General features: G+C 33.6%; 10 protein-coding genes and 1 pseudogene. 6 read left to right on the top strand and 5 right to left on the bottom strand.

Features of this window, described 5'->3' with window-relative positions; all coding sequences use genetic code 11:
- Positions 1-299 precede the first annotated feature (299 nt).
- The 3 genes from OPR58_RS00620 to rimM are packed head-to-tail and all read right to left on the bottom strand — an operon-like array spanning position 300 to position 2,119.
- Positions 300-992 (bottom strand): inositol monophosphatase family protein, encoded by a 693-nt coding sequence (locus OPR58_RS00620; protein WP_007302192.1) that lies wholly within the window; start codon positions 990-992, stop codon positions 300-302.
- On the bottom strand, positions 993-1,559 hold the full coding sequence (efp, locus tag OPR58_RS00615) for an elongation factor P (RefSeq protein WP_010403241.1): 567 nt from the start codon (positions 1,557-1,559) through the stop codon (positions 993-995).
- 59 nt (positions 1,560-1,618) lie between these two features.
- A complete protein-coding gene (rimM, locus tag OPR58_RS00610; RefSeq protein ID WP_007302194.1) occupies positions 1,619-2,119 on the bottom strand; it encodes a ribosome maturation factor RimM in 501 nt (166 codons plus the stop codon).
- A gap of 97 nt (positions 2,120-2,216) precedes the next feature.
- Between rimM and OPR58_RS00605 the strand changes: the two genes are divergently transcribed.
- Together OPR58_RS00605 and OPR58_RS00600 are read left to right on the top strand one after the other, a co-directional pair.
- Positions 2,217-2,537 carry a DEAD/DEAH box helicase family protein gene (locus OPR58_RS00605; protein ID WP_265022766.1) on the top strand — a complete coding sequence of 107 codons (321 nt, stop codon included), beginning with the start codon at positions 2,217-2,219 and terminating at the stop codon, positions 2,535-2,537.
- 92 nt (positions 2,538-2,629) lie between these two features.
- Positions 2,630-5,866: a hypothetical protein gene (locus OPR58_RS00600; RefSeq protein ID WP_265022765.1), complete on the top strand. Its 3,237-nt coding sequence runs from the start codon at positions 2,630-2,632 to the stop codon at positions 5,864-5,866.
- On the opposite strand, the gene OPR58_RS00595 is transcribed toward OPR58_RS00600, so the two are convergent.
- Complete coding sequence (locus OPR58_RS00595) at positions 5,863-7,032, bottom strand: aspartate aminotransferase family protein (protein WP_265022764.1); 1,170 nt, start codon at positions 7,030-7,032, stop codon at positions 5,863-5,865. The two genes, OPR58_RS00600 and OPR58_RS00595, sit on opposite strands and share 4 nt — an antisense overlap.
- Positions 7,033-7,096: 64 nt before the next feature.
- Between OPR58_RS00595 and OPR58_RS00590 the strand changes: the two genes are divergently transcribed.
- From OPR58_RS00590 to tsaD, 3 genes are all read left to right on the top strand, one after another.
- Positions 7,097-8,524, top strand: coding sequence for a sensor histidine kinase (locus OPR58_RS00590; protein WP_010403276.1), 1,428 nt, complete (start codon positions 7,097-7,099; stop codon positions 8,522-8,524).
- Positions 8,525-8,700: 176 nt separating this feature from the next.
- Positions 8,701-9,438: a WD_0702 family putative metalloprotease gene (locus tag OPR58_RS00585; protein WP_458694757.1), complete on the top strand. Its 738-nt coding sequence runs from the start codon at positions 8,701-8,703 to the stop codon at positions 9,436-9,438.
- Between the two features lie 71 nt (positions 9,439-9,509).
- Positions 9,510-10,517, top strand: coding sequence for a tRNA (adenosine(37)-N6)-threonylcarbamoyltransferase complex transferase subunit TsaD (tsaD, locus tag OPR58_RS00580; protein WP_265022762.1), 1,008 nt, complete (start codon positions 9,510-9,512; stop codon positions 10,515-10,517).
- A gap of 24 nt (positions 10,518-10,541) precedes the next feature.
- Here the strand turns inward: tsaD and tnpC are convergent, their stop codons facing one another.
- A complete protein-coding gene (gene tnpC, locus OPR58_RS00575) occupies positions 10,542-11,885 on the bottom strand; it encodes an IS66 family transposase (protein ID WP_265022247.1) in 1,344 nt (447 codons plus the stop codon).
- 168 nt (positions 11,886-12,053) lie between these two features.
- On the opposite strand from tnpC, the pseudogene OPR58_RS00570 reads away from it, so the two are divergent.
- Positions 12,054-14,666, top strand: a pseudogene (locus tag OPR58_RS00570) (ankyrin repeat domain-containing protein); the annotation flags it as partial.
- Between the last annotated feature and the right edge of the window lie 281 nt (positions 14,667-14,947).

Raw genomic sequence — 14,947 nt, 5'->3', positions numbered from 1 at the left:
GTATCTATTTAAAAGCATGGTTAATGTACAAAATCAGTGCTTTATTTCTTGTCATGAAAGTAGCTAACACTGGGATCTATAGCTCACACAGGTAAAGTTTACTCTTTTGTCATCCTATGGCTTGACCATAGGATCCAGTCTAAACAATCTGGATTCTAGTGTCACGTGCTGGAATGACACCTATTTGTTCCTATAGTTGTCTTTTCTCGTCTATCTTATTTTGCCACCCTGCTGCAATGAGCGGTAGGTAAGACCATTTATTATTTTCACTACGTGACTTTTGCTCTTTTGAATGAACTTTAGTTTATATCTCCAGCAATGACAAGCGCGTTATCTTCCCTTAATCTCCCACCGCTTTCTTGCAGAAAAAGCCTACCGAGTGAAGTTTTATATTTATTAATTCCAGAGTAAATTATTCCATTGTATCTTCCGGCAGCAAGATATGCAAAACCTAGTACCGTTGAGCCAAGGGAGCGTAGATTATTATTGTCAAGTGGTAATTTATTTAACAAATTACCACTTATGTCTATTATTCCCCCTTCACGAGCTTTCATCCGCATTTTTACATGGCGAGATTTGAAATCTTCAAGAAAAGCTCCTTTCTTTTCCTCTGCCCAGAAAGTTTCTCTAAGCGCTGGAGCATCAATCACAGCTGCTACAACTCTGTTTTTATGAATGAGACAAACTGATACTGCAAAATAAACCATACAACTAAAAAGGTTTTCCTTGCCTTCTATAGGCATAATAAACCAAGTATAACCGCCGTCTTTTAGATCTTGGCCCACATCGTCTTCAAAAATAAAGTCATAGTTCTGGTTGTAGTTTTTCAAGCAATCGTATATAAGTTGCTTGGATTTTGAATAAGTTTTATTGATAAAGTCTGCTGACTTAACGCTTGAAATTTGCAATTCATTAAAATCACGTATAAGCTGCTTGGAGGCACTGCGTACAGAATCAAGCATCACATTGATTCGTGGTGATGAAATGGCCATTTACTCTTTTACTCTTTCGTAATAGCTGTTATCAGGAGTATGTACTACAATTTTATCCCCTTCTTTTATAAATTGAGGCACGTTAACACGTATTCCGTTTTCCAAAATTGCAGGCTTATAAGAAGCAGTAACAGTCTGCCCTTTGATAACAGACTCTGTTCCTTTTACAGTTAGTGTAACGTGATCAGGCACATGTGCAGAAATTATTTTATCTTGATAAGTTACTACTTTAATTTTCATATTATCTTGCAAATAAGCCTTCTTTTCCCCTAATAAGTCTAAATTTATAACAATCTGCTCGTAACTACTTGGATGCATAAGATTTACGATATTCCCTTCAGTAAAGAGATAAACATATTCCTCTTCATCTAAAATTGCCCTTCTGATTGTTGCATCAGAGCGAAACCTCTCATAGTACTTTGCTCCTGTTTGGATATTTTTCATTTCAGCTTGTATATATGCACCACCCTTACCAGGTTGAGTATGCATAATACTTATAACCGAAAATAAACCACCGTTATGTTCTAGTACCTGACCTGGCCTGATATCATTAGCCCTTTCTGCCATAATTACACTTTTAATTTAGTCTGATGATTATAAATAACTTTATACAAATATCAAAATTTTTATTGGCCAATGAATTCTGGCATGTTGATTACTATATATCTTTCCTTCATGTTGATGTATGGAAATATTTCTTTAGTGAAAGATAGCATAATGTTTTTTTTTGTGCTGATAACCAAAATTTCTAATATATCCCCTGAGCCAAAATTATGTACAGACTTCACATAGCCATATAATTCATTACTTTCTAATCTTACTTCCATATTCACAAGATCATTTTGGTAAAATTCATCCTCATCATTTAATTGTGGTAGCTTATTTCTCTCTATATATAACTTTTTATTTCTTAAAAGTTCTGCTTCATTACGGGAGTTCACACCGCTAATTGTTGCTATTACTAAATTATTACTGACAACAGACACCAAGCTTATTTTATAATTTTCACTTCCGCTTATTAGTTCACCATATAGGAAAATATTTTCGGGCTTTTCAGTAAAGGTTTTTATCTTAACAGCTCCTTTGATTCCATGGGGAGAAGTAATTATTCCGAGGCATATATTCATATTAATATGATAGTTGAAATCAGCTTTTTGTCTATAGAATTGACAATTTACTGAATTAACATACAATTAATATTGTGATAATTATAGTGGATAATGTGTGAGTTCTATCAGCAATCAAGAAAAGCAAAGTATTATAAGTGGCTTAGAAGAAATCAACTGTAAGTTGCAAGGTGAATCTATAAAACTTGATGATACAAAGGAATCTATAATAGTAGCACGTCGTAAACCTGTTGTTGAAGGGGTATTAGAACATCTACGCAACCCTTCTACTACTAACTGTAATGTTATGATCGATGCAGAAACTGGGTTTGGCAAGACTTACGATATTGGAATACTGAGTCATGTACTAACCCAAGCAGGGTTTCATCATCTGGTTGCAGTACCAAGTAGTGACCTAGTGAATCAACTAAAAAAATGATGAGCAGTGCATTTACTGTAAACATTAGGACACCTAAAACTGCTGAGGAAATTAAAAATGCACTGAAGGCAACTAAACCTACAACAATTATAGTGACACATGACCTGTTATTACAGCAAGAAAATGATCGTAAATTTAAAGACCAAAATACCAAGTTGTGGATTAGTGTTGATGAAGCAGACAGTATTAACAAGCAGCAGGATTTTGAGAACATGTGCAAGCTTGATGAGAAATATCCTACGACTTACCTCACTGCAACACCAAAGAGAAGGATTTTAAATAGATGCGGAAAAGTTATCAGCCCGACAAGATTGAGTAGACGTTGTATTGCAAACGCCATCGAAACAGCAAGTGTTATTGCAAAAACCAATAGGAGAACAAATTTCACTCTAGCATTTGTAGTGAATATTGCTGTTACTATAATACCTATGATTACATTATTTCCTGTTATAAATAGTAATGTTGCTGCTGTAATTGGTCTAACTTCAAATTATTGGCTGTATTCTGCTTTGATTGGGCAGCTATACTATACAATTTCTATGTTTATATTTGGTATGGTAATGTTGCCAGTTTGGTGGGTGCTAACTAAAGCAACTGGAGTAGAATCAAGAGAACTACTCTCTAGGTTTCTTGCTAACGTGCGTAGCTTGTTCACTAGAGAAAAATCCAGTCCAGCTCATGAGTATGTTGAAGAGAGCGAAGAAGTTTTTAATTACAATAAGCTTGTTGATACCGATGATTTATTAACTTCTATAAGATGGAATGTGCAAAGCCCAATTGGAGAAAGTGCTCTGCTTTTAGCTGATGATGTAAATAGTATAGTTAATCTTAACTTTGCGTTGCAGGGTAGAGATAATTTAGTATATGAAGGTAGTACACGTTATGAAGTGTATAATAAATTTCAGCCTGAAGGGATATCTTATCAAGACTATAGGCTCAAGTTACGCGAAGCGAACTTTATAAGCTGCGTTAAAAAGCAACATCCTAGTCTGACAGAAGAGCAGATATCTGAATTAAAAGAAAAGGTGGATTTCAGTAGTACTGCTGAATATCTAAAATATAGAGTAATGCATTCAATGATCGATCTTACTCTCTCATATTTAATGAAGTGTGATAATATTACTTTAGATAAAAAAAGAAGAGAAGGTTTGAGTGAATTGATAGAAGATGTTAAAAAGAATGTTAGCACCACTAATGATAACAATATTATAAGCTACCTAGAGAGAAAAGGCTTTAGTGAGCAATTTGCTAGAGATGAGCTCTTACTGCAAATAAAGACAGTAATTGAAGCACTGAGTAAAAGTGATAATGAGCAATGCAGCTTAATAGTTGATAATTGGCGCTTAAGCAAAGAGCTCCATGACCTCATGGAAAGAGAGGAAGGTATACTACATAGTCTCATTGATTTCTGCAAACAAAATAAATGTATCTTTGCAGGAATTGGGAAAAATGATCTTGGTATTGGAGAAAACAGACTCTTTTCAGCGATAATACGTAATCAGATAGGTGGATATCGAACTCTTTATTGTGATTATGAAAAAAGAGATTTTGATTCATTGGCTAAATATGCGTTGACAACGGTTATAGATGGATCGAAAGGTCGTGGATTTGATAGTGAATATAATCATGTTGCATCAATATTTGCAGATTCGGTTAGTCAGTTCAATAATCCATCTGAAGCCCTACAGAATCTTGGAAGAAATAGAGAGCGTAATGAGAGCAGACAATCATGGTTTTTCGCTGCTGCAGGTGAAGAAGTTGAGCTATTTGTGAATAAGATCTTAGCAAATTTTAAAAACGAACCACAGAAATTTTGTCAGAAAGTTTTGTTTCCAGCTACTAATAAATACAATAAGTTGCTAAAAAATAGAATGGGAGAAGAACTTGGAAGAAAAATAGAAATCTATATTAGTAAAAATATTGATGCATTAGGAAATATTGATGATTCAGCTCTGAAGAAGTTTTCTAGTGATTTGATAAAAGAAACGTATGAAAAAGTTCATGATATAAATGATTTTGATGTCAAAAAGACAGAACAAGATTTACATAGGATTTTAAAAAGTACAGAGGCATACCTTCGTTCATATGAGAACAGAATTAAAAACAACGGTAAATTATCTTGCACACGCTCAGCTTTATTTTCTGTGGGGAGTGCTATAACAAAGGTAATGTATTATCTTTGGGCAGGGTTTGACTATTTAGTCTTTTTGGCTAAAGCGTACAATATAGATAAATCTGGAGATACCAGTGCAAGAGCGTATGTACACATAATCAGAAACTTTCACTGTGAAAGTAGTGTGAAGGCGCAAAATGTATTGGTTCATGCATTAGAAATTGCCAAAGAACATGACAGCAGTTTCAAAAGAAATAGTTTGTACGAAGGCAATGAGGATAGATGTAAAGAAAAAATCATCTCATATTTTCAATCCAAGCAATATATACGTGCATTAGATAGAACAATTGCTCAAATTGAAAATAAACACTTGGTAACAATTTTGAAAGCTGTAGGCTACGAAGATGATGCTAATAAAATGGCACAAGAAATCAAAGATTTTTTATGTGATTTAAAGAATTTAAATTGTGTAGACTTGAGAGAAAAATATTATCAAGGCAACTTATATCAAGAAAGCAAATTATACAAAATCAATAATCAAGTTAGTACGATAATTGATGAAATTGTAAGGTGTCATAAGTGGCATCATGGAATAGAGGACTTAGAGCTAAAATTAAAAATCAACCATAATATTTTTGAAGTCAGAGTTAACAATGATTTTTCTAAGTTACGTGAGAAAAACTTTAACAAACGCTCTAAAGAAAGGACATATCTAGGTAGAGCTATGTTACTTATTGGGTTTATAATTTCAATGGAGCTTATAGGTAGAATATCATCAGGTCAGACCATGCCATTGCCTTTACTTTGCGGTTTTATAGTATTTGGACCACTGGCACTCTTGTGTGGTGCATTGTTATATGAAATAACAACCTATTTAGTGAGAGGAGCATTTTTTACTTTTGGAGTGCCAGTTGTGTTAGAGGAGCTATTTAAATTCATTGTTAAAAACAGTTTAATGCAGAAGTTATTAGATGTGGCATTATCGTTTGGTAATGGTGCTTTCTTAGGTGTTGAGAAGAGTGCCGTGCAATCTTTTATATTTGAAGATGCAACAAAATTTGACTCACTAAGTGATATAAATGAGCTTACACTGATAAGAGAACAGGAAAAGGCAAAGTGTACAAATGAAGTAGCTGATAAAGTTGTAGCTACTGCTTTATCTGCAATTTTGATACAGCCAACAACTAGTGAGCAGGAAGGTTTAGTTTTTAACTAGAACTTTTCAGATAAATACTGAGTGAGGATTTCAATGCCTTCATCAATCTCTTTTTCAGTGATAATGAGTGGAGGCAAGATTCTTAGAACATTATCTGATGTTACTCCAACAGTAAGTAAACCACGGTGACTTAGCTCTTCTGCAAATTTTTGGTTATTCATTTTTACTTTTATTCCTAGCATCAACCCTTTCCCTCTCACTTCTTCTATCATTGGAAACTTGCTTGCTAAGTCCTCTAGTTTGTTTTTTAAAGACTTACCTCTCACTTCAACATTTTCTAAGAAGCCAGGGCTGAGCAATTCATCCAATACAGCATTACCTACTGAAGTTGCAAGTGGATTACCACCAAAAGTAGAACCATGCATACCGACCGCCATGTACTTAGCAACCTTTTCAGTTGCAAGACAAGCCCCCAGAGGGAAACCTCCTCCTATCCCTTTTGCAAGAGCACATATGTCAGGCTTAATTTCTATGTGTTCATATGCAAATAACTTTCCTGTCCTGCCAGCACCGCACTGAACGCAATCAAAAAATAGCAGTATGTCGTTTTCGTTACATAGTTCTCTTAGCTCTTTCATGAAGACTTCACTCATTACTTTAATACCACCTTGTCCCTGTATTGGTTCTATTAATATAACACCTATGCCATTAGAAATTGCTTTCTTTACACTCTCAATATTGGGCTCTATGTTATCACACCAGTCAATATAAGGATTCAGTAATTCAGAAAATTTCTGTCTATCGTTTATTGCACAAGTTAAAAATGTCCTTCCATGAAATGCACCATGAAATGTTAGAATTCTATAGCGATTTTTATTACCTTTTCCATTTTGATAGGCCCTAGCGATTTTAAGTCCACATTCCACTGCTTCTGATCCAGAATTTGCAAAAAATACAGTATTAGCAAAGCTGTTGTTTATTAAATTTTCTGCAAATTTGTTGGCAGTAGATATATTATAGGTATTTGATATATGCCATAGTTTTTCTCCTTGTAATTTTAGGACATCAGTTAATCGTGGGTTGGCATGACCTAAACTGCTAACAGCTATTCCAGAGTGAAAATCTATATAGCGCTTATTATCGATATCATACAAGTAAATACCTTTGCCATAAGAAAAATTTATGTTAACAGGAGAATAAACTGGCAAGATAGGAGAAATTGTCATAAAAGTATGATATGCTAATTTTTTATTAATACCATAAAAGACGTTATTTCACAATGAGAAGAATATGTATAAATTAAGTAAATTAATTTTTACTACACTAAAAACAAATAGATATACAAAAATTATCTCGCTATTCTTATTAATTTTTGTGGTTTTATTGGGCACAATATACCGCAGTTATTCATTAAAGAATAATTTTCTTTCTTTTTACCGTAATTCAAATGCAAACTTAAAAGATCTATTGGAAAATAGTATAATAAAAAAATATCATTATTTACTAATAGAAAAACATCATATTAAATATAACAGTTTTGATTACATAAACCAGTTGGTAAAATTGCGTGCTGAATTGTTACAATCAGTAAGCAAAGTAAGAAATTTTAGCTTAATACTGTATGATCAAAATGCCAGAGTAATTTTCAGTAATTTTAATACTCAAGGTCATGACTATGAGCAGTTGCTTACAAATGATGAAATTGATAAATTGCTAAGCAATCAAGAAATATTTTACGCTACAGGAAATACATTAACTTCTACTTTCCCTATATTTCATGAAGATGACATTAAGCCTTCATTTTTTTTGAAGATCATTCAAAGCTATAATGACTCTTATATTATGGTATATAGTCTATTTTCAATATTAATGGGCTTATTACTGGTTATCTTAATACTAATAATGCTTTATTTGCACTTTTCCAATACCCAAATGCTAGCCAAGCAGCATAAAACTAATATTGAATTACAAAGGGTTAAAGAGGCATTAGAGCAAGAAAATGCAAATAAGATAAAATTTTTTGCAAGTGTTACACATGAGTTGCGTACACCTCTTAATGCTATTATTGGATTTGCAAAGTTGATCAAAAATGAAACTTTAGGTTCGGTAGATCACTCTAAATACAAGGAATACGTAGACGATATATATAATGCTGGTACACATTTACTTGCTTTGATTAATGATGTGCTCGATTTTTCTAAAGCTGAATCAAGTAGTTTAACAGTAGAGAAAGTGAAGTTTAATCTGAATAAGATAATAGATTCGTGCTTAAAAATGTTATCACCTAAACTAAAAGAAACAGGTATTAGTTTAAAGAAAGAGATATCTGATAAACAATTATTAGTTATCGCCGATCCCAAAAGAATGAAGCAAGTTATAATAAATTTGTTATCAAATGCAATCAAGTTCACTCCTCAAGGTGGTTTAATAAGAATGATTATTAAAGAGAATATAGAAAAAAATTTATTAACTATTGAGTTTCATGATAATGGAATAGGGATAATGCAGCAGGACATATATAAAGTTATGTCCGTTTTTGGCCAAGCAGATTCGGGATATAGAAACGAAGGCACAGGTATCGGATTACCTCTAAGCAAGAAATTAGTAGAGTTAATGGGTGGGACTTTCAACATTCAAAGTGAAGCAAAACTTGGTACTACGATAACATTGAGCTTCTTTTATGAAGAGCAAACATGTGAAAAGTTGATTGATTTTTAGTAAAATATATTTGATATTGCACTTTTATATCTAGTACATTCCTAAGTCATACTGACGTGATACCTCTTGGCTAATAATAAGTAGCGGAATGTAAGTAAATTAAACTTTTTTAGCTATACTTCCTGAAAACACTTTATAATTCTTGAGCATAAAGAAAATTCCTTTAATAATGAAGCATGCTAATCAGGAACTTAATAAAACAAGCAACTCAAGTAGGAAATAGTGAAAACGTAATACAATATGTCAAATATCTCTATCAATTTGAGAAGTTTAGAAATACATTAAACCTCACTTTGTCACTAATAAAGCAAACTAGACTCTCGTTTGAAATATATCAAGAAGGATTAGTGGATATGGAAGAGGGAGTGTGTAAGACAATTCATTCTTCTGGTTTAAATAAGTATGTTATTGTGCTAAGAAGGTCAAATCCTTACATCATAGTACATGAACTTTCACATATGGTTGAAAATGAACTGAACTTAAGCTTAGAGCAAGAATTTCTCTATAAAGTTTATCAGGATATTGAGCAGAACTTAAAGCAGTCAAATATTCTGGTACAAAAAATTATTGGTCAAATTATATTTAAGGAGATACAAGTTTACCAAACTCCAAAATCACGTGCGTCTGAGTTATTCGCACGCTATTTTGAGCTGTTTGCTTGGGCTCAGGAAGTTTATCCTAAAGATAAAGAATATCTAATTCGCACTCAAGATTTAAATAAAGTATTTCTTGCTACTAACCAATGGAAAAAGAGATGCCTGGATCCACAAATAATGAAGATAATAGATAAAGAAGTAAAGGAGTATAGCAATAAAACTGCCTTTAAAGATATAAACAAAGTACAAAGCAGTTGGACTAATAAATTTTCCTCTGGGAGTAAAAAAATTGGTTCTATATTTGGAGATGATAATTAGCTTAACAGAACAAAGTTCACTTCTTCAACATTTCAAGTTATAGTTCTCACAATTAAAGAGTTCAAATATATATGAAAACTATATTAGCTGTTGAAACAAGCTGTGATGAAACTGCAGCAGCAATTGTAAATAGTAATAAGCAAGTCCTTGCTCACGAAATTCTTTCTCAGGAAGAGCACAAAAAACGCGGTGGGGTAATACCTGAAATAGCGTCACGTGCTCATATGAAGCATTTAAGTGGTCTAGTAAAAAGCGCTATAGAAAAATCTAACCTTAACTTTTGTGATCTAGATGCAATTGCAGCAACATCAGGACCAGGACTCATAGGTGGACTAATAGTTGGTACAATGATGGCTAAAGCAATTTCGCATGTAGCACAAAAACCGTTTATTGCAGTTAATCACTTAGAGGCACACACATTAGTTATTAGGCTGCTATATGAGGTTAAATTTCCATTTCTAGTCCTACTTATATCGGGTGGCCATTGTCAATTTTTAATTGCACAGGATGTAGGTAAGTATATTAAACTTGGAAAAACACTTGATGACTCGCTGGGTGAAGCGTTTGATAAAATTGCTAAGATGCTGGATCTAAGCTATCCTGGAGGTCCATTGATTGAAGAGTTAGCTAAAAAAGGTGATGGTATGAGATTTAAGCTGCCAAGAGCAATGATAAAACGTTCTGGATGTGACTTCTCATTTTCTGGAATTAAAACAGCAGTAAAAAACTTAGTTAAAGAGCTTGCAATGAGCAAGCAAGATGTTTGCGATATGTGTGCTTCGTTTCAAGAGTGTATTAGCGACATATTACTCGATAGAGTCAGAAATGCTATTGATATCACTTCATCTTTAAATATTAAAATCAATAATTTTGTAATTACCGGTGGAGTTGCAGCAAATAATTTTCTGAAGGAGAGATTGAAAAAATACATAGATTTGAACGTGCTTTCTCCTCCAAGCAATTTATGTACAGACAATGCAGTGATGGTTGGATGGACAGGAATTGAAAGGTTACAGAGAAACTATGTAGACTCTCTTGACTTTGCACCAAGGCAAAAGTGGGAATTAGAAAAATATTAGTAACCGTTCACGGAATATTCCCAATTAGGCAGGAATAGCGACTAAATTCTGTAGTTTCTGGACAGGATTCTGATCATTCAAACGTGCAGTCAAAAATATCGAAAGCATTCTTTCAATGAACTTTTCTCCACGTTCTGACCAAGTGAAAAAACTATTTTTACGATAAATGACGTACCGTCTAGCCTGACGTTCTGCAAGGTTATTGGTTGTCTCGATCAGATCAGGATTGCGCACGAATCTCCACATCATATCTTCAGAACGTAGTATATTGGCAGCCATTCTCGAGGCCTGAGTTCCTTTTGCAACCCTTGTTATCTCTCGCAAAAAATGTTTCACCCTTTTTCGAATCTTCCTCATTAACCGGAAAAATCTTAAATTGTCTATCAGGTTTTGTTTACGTGCTCTATCTACCACAAATACCCTGTTGCTCAGCGATTTTAATGCTGCGCCAATTCTGCTCACTTCAACATTTTTACTGTAAAAAAACCTTTCAAAGTCCCTTGCTAAATGGGCCCAGCATATCTGTCTGTTTTCACGATTAAAGTAATTATACGCAGCATACCTATCGCTTATAACTATTCCATCATACTCTGGCAATAGCCCTTTTAATATCTTCTTTCCGCGAGATCCAACTAACTTCATAAGTGTTGCTGTTTTATTCGTTACTACCCAACTCCAACCTTTCTTTCCCTGGTTCCTATGGCTTGTTTCATCTATATGTAAATACTTGCTTTTCCGTAGCTCTTCTCTTATTTTTTCGTATTCAGATATACATTTTTCTGATACTCTACCCTCGGTCTTTGATACCAAACCTAGGCTTATATTCAGATTAAATATGCTGCTCAAAATTTGCTGTACTTCCCTTTTTGAATTGATAAAAAATCCACTAAAACTGCTAATTACTGCTTTTGCATTAGCTCCTAAAAGATCCCTTGTCACACCTTCAGGCAGACTAGCTGAGATCCTTTTCTTACACGCCTTACAGTAGCCTTTTTGTAGCCTATATTCAGTCACTATCGGTTTAATTTTTGGCAATTCAACCTTTTGATGCACAGTTTCTTCTTCTAAAATAACTTGGCTTCCACACATGCAAATTGTATCAATTGAACATTTTACCACCTCATCTGCTACCATCAATTCCCGCTTGTGCGCTTCATGTCCTGGCTGCCCGCCTGGTTTTTTATCGCTCTTCTTTTTTGTCTTTTTGCGATATACATCTTGCGATGGTGGCAGCGATGAATTTTTTGAATTTAAACCCAGCTTATCCTCTAGCTCAATTATTTTTGTCCTTAACTTATCATTCTCTGCTTTCAGAGTACCAACTTCTGACTCCAATACCACAATCTTTTCTTGTAGCACCTCTATCATCAACCCCTCATCTATCTAGTTTATTGTTTTTTATACTAATTATGCAATTTTTGTAAACTACTTTCTTATACCGTGAATGGACAAAGTTGATAAGCCTAAACGCCATCATGTCTTTAGGAGAGTCTGCTAATGAAGGCTCTTAAGTTGACGCCATTGCGTGAACGGTTACGACTAAACAGTAAAATTAATCAAGAAAATGTAGATGGTAACACCCCATTGCATATAGCTGCAAAACATGGAAATAAACAGCTAATAGAATTGTTTATTAAATCAGGTGCAAAAATTGTTCAGAATAAACAAGGTAACACCCCCTTACATATTGCTATTATACATGGTAATACATATTGTATAGAGCTATTTTATGAAAATATAGGAAATAGCATACTTCAATCCAAAGGTGAGTATGGAAGAGATCTTGTACATTTAGCTGCAATGTACGGGAAGTATGATTGTCTAACATTTTTACTCAATAAATTTCCTGATTACGATTTAAGCACAGAAACACGCAAAGGAAATATGGCCCTACACTTAGCTCTATCGAGTAATACAGAAACAGAACTAAGAAAAAAATGTGTGAGTCTATTAATAGACAGAAGCATGCAAATAAATAAGAGTAATAATGAAGGAAACACCCCTTTACATTTTGCTGCCCAACTTGATTTATCGTTTTTAAGCATGATAGAAAAAAAGTTGGAAGAGAAGAAATTTGACGTTTATCAAGAGGTTTTGCGTGAGAATAGCAACGGTGACACCGTCTTTCATATGGCAGCACGTGTTGGTAATAAATCATGCCTTGAGCACCTTTTTAAAAAAGAGAGAGTGGGAGAAATATTAAGTAAGAAAAATAAGGATGGACAAACTTTACTACACTTATCTATCCTCAGTGGAAGAGTAGAATGCGTTAAGTATTTGGTAAAAAAAAGCCCAAAGGGTATTTTTTTAGAACAAAATACACAAAAAAAGTTGTTATTTGCAGCTATTTTGAGCGGCAATAAGGAATGTCTTGAATTTGTGTCAAAAGAACTTGTAGGTAAAAAGGTGGCTGCTAACATCAAAGTGTTATATGATGAAAATGACAATACACCGTTACACATGGCTGCTCTTGCCGACGACATAGGATTCTCTCAGTATGTTATTGAAAGTATTGCTAAGTCAATTATTAGGAACACAGTACCACTTTTTAACACAAACAGTCAAGGGCTTATACCTCTACATTTAGCTGCCATGAGCCTTAATGCTGAGTTAATAGAATATTTTATGACAGATAATCATTACCCCTATAATAAGAAAATGTTAAATGTTGTATCTAAATCTGGAAGAACAGCATTACACTATCTTGTAATGAGTGATAATGATTTTGAAAAAACTATAAATGAGGATTTTAAGCAAGGTCAATTTTTGAAAAAGTTGGTTTTAGAAAAGCGTAAACAAAATGAGCGCTTAAGGGAAAAAGCTATTAAAGCCTTATTCTACCTAACAATCAGCACCGAAGAGAAAACTGTAAATAAGAAGATAAATTTTGATATAAAGGATAATGCAAAAAAAACAGCTTTAGATTATGCTTTTAAACATGGCGACACAAATATCTTGAGGTTATTTTTAGATTTCTTTTATGAAATAAGGGAAAACAAAAAAAGGAAATATGATAGACTTAATATGGAAGATCAAGAAAGAAGCAAAAAGCTTCTAGACTACTATAATCTGGCCATGTCAATATCAAGTGTGATTATTTCTGTTTGCGTTAAGTATAATAATGCAGAACCTGAAAAGGAAGAAATTCTTACCTGGATTTCCATTGCATTTTCTTCGATATCATTTTTACTTATCTTATACAACTTAGTGATTGGCCTTCAAAAAGAACCTGTTAAACGTAAGATAGAAAACTATACTGAAAAAATGAACAGAATTGAAGAGGCTACAGGAAAGTTAGCTAAGACAAAAGTAGAGGATCATGATTTGGAGGAATACAACTCAATATTGGAACTATTAATAAAGAATGCAGAAGATATTTCACGATTGGAAAATGAACTTTACAAGTTTACGCATGAAACTAGATTAGAGAGTAAAGACAAACTCAATATTTCTCCTCAGAAAATGAGTAGGGGTGGTAGTGCAGTACCATGTTCGAATAAGTCTTTAGAAGGTAGAAAAAGTTCACCTGTTTTGAATGATTTAACAGCAAAACTTAGTCTGTTTTCAAGACGCAACAGTAGAGTACAAAATACAATGGACAAGTTAGATAATCCATCATGTGTAATTACTATAAATGAGCATCCAGAAATTAAACCAAAAGCTCCGAAAAACAAATTCAAGAATGTTGCAACCAAGCTAAAAATAGGCAATATCTTTAGTAAGAAAAAAGAAGATCTTATTGCTTCATCAAGCTTATCAGAAGGTGCTAATCAAGAGAATATTACAAAAATGAATGAAGAAAACTGTGGGTTGATAAAACGATTTGGTGATACCAATGGGTATTCAACATTTTCGACTCCTTTTAATCCAAGCGGTTCAACCTCAAGAGAAGAGTGTGGTAACAATCATAGTGCAGCGCGTCATGTGAGTTATGGTAGTGCAAATAATTCTGTGAGTGATAAGGAAGTTAGTAAATCTCCATCTCTAATACTTTCTAACTTTGAGGAGGGGATTACTGTTGACTGTTTTAAATTCGAAAGATATAGACCAAGGTTATATTCAAGTCCATCTTGTGTGAGAAAAAGAGCAATTACAGCTAGATCATTGGAATATGTAATACTTCCTGATCATATAGAAAGAGGAAAATAGATGCAGATTGTAATCACTGACTCTGATAGCATCAACTTTCAGAGGAGTGATAGTAAGCATTATAGTAAACTGTCATTGAGTAGTAGATAAGGAAAACATAGAACAATTGGCAAGGCTATCGTATAAGATTATAGTAGAGAAGGAATTAGATAGTCTTGCTATAAAAAAGTTTATGTTTTCCTATTCGCATATGTTAACATTTTATTATATTAACGATAGGGTAAGGCAATAGCTGTTAATACTTTTGAAATAAAAGTTATATATGGTGCATATAGTTAAGT

The organism is Wolbachia endosymbiont (group B) of Ischnura elegans (genome assembly GCF_947251585.1).
GTDB lineage: Bacteria > Pseudomonadota > Alphaproteobacteria > Rickettsiales > Anaplasmataceae > Wolbachia.
The sequence above is the reverse complement of the archived record's forward strand: the minus strand, read 5'-3'. Positions and strand labels throughout refer to the sequence as shown.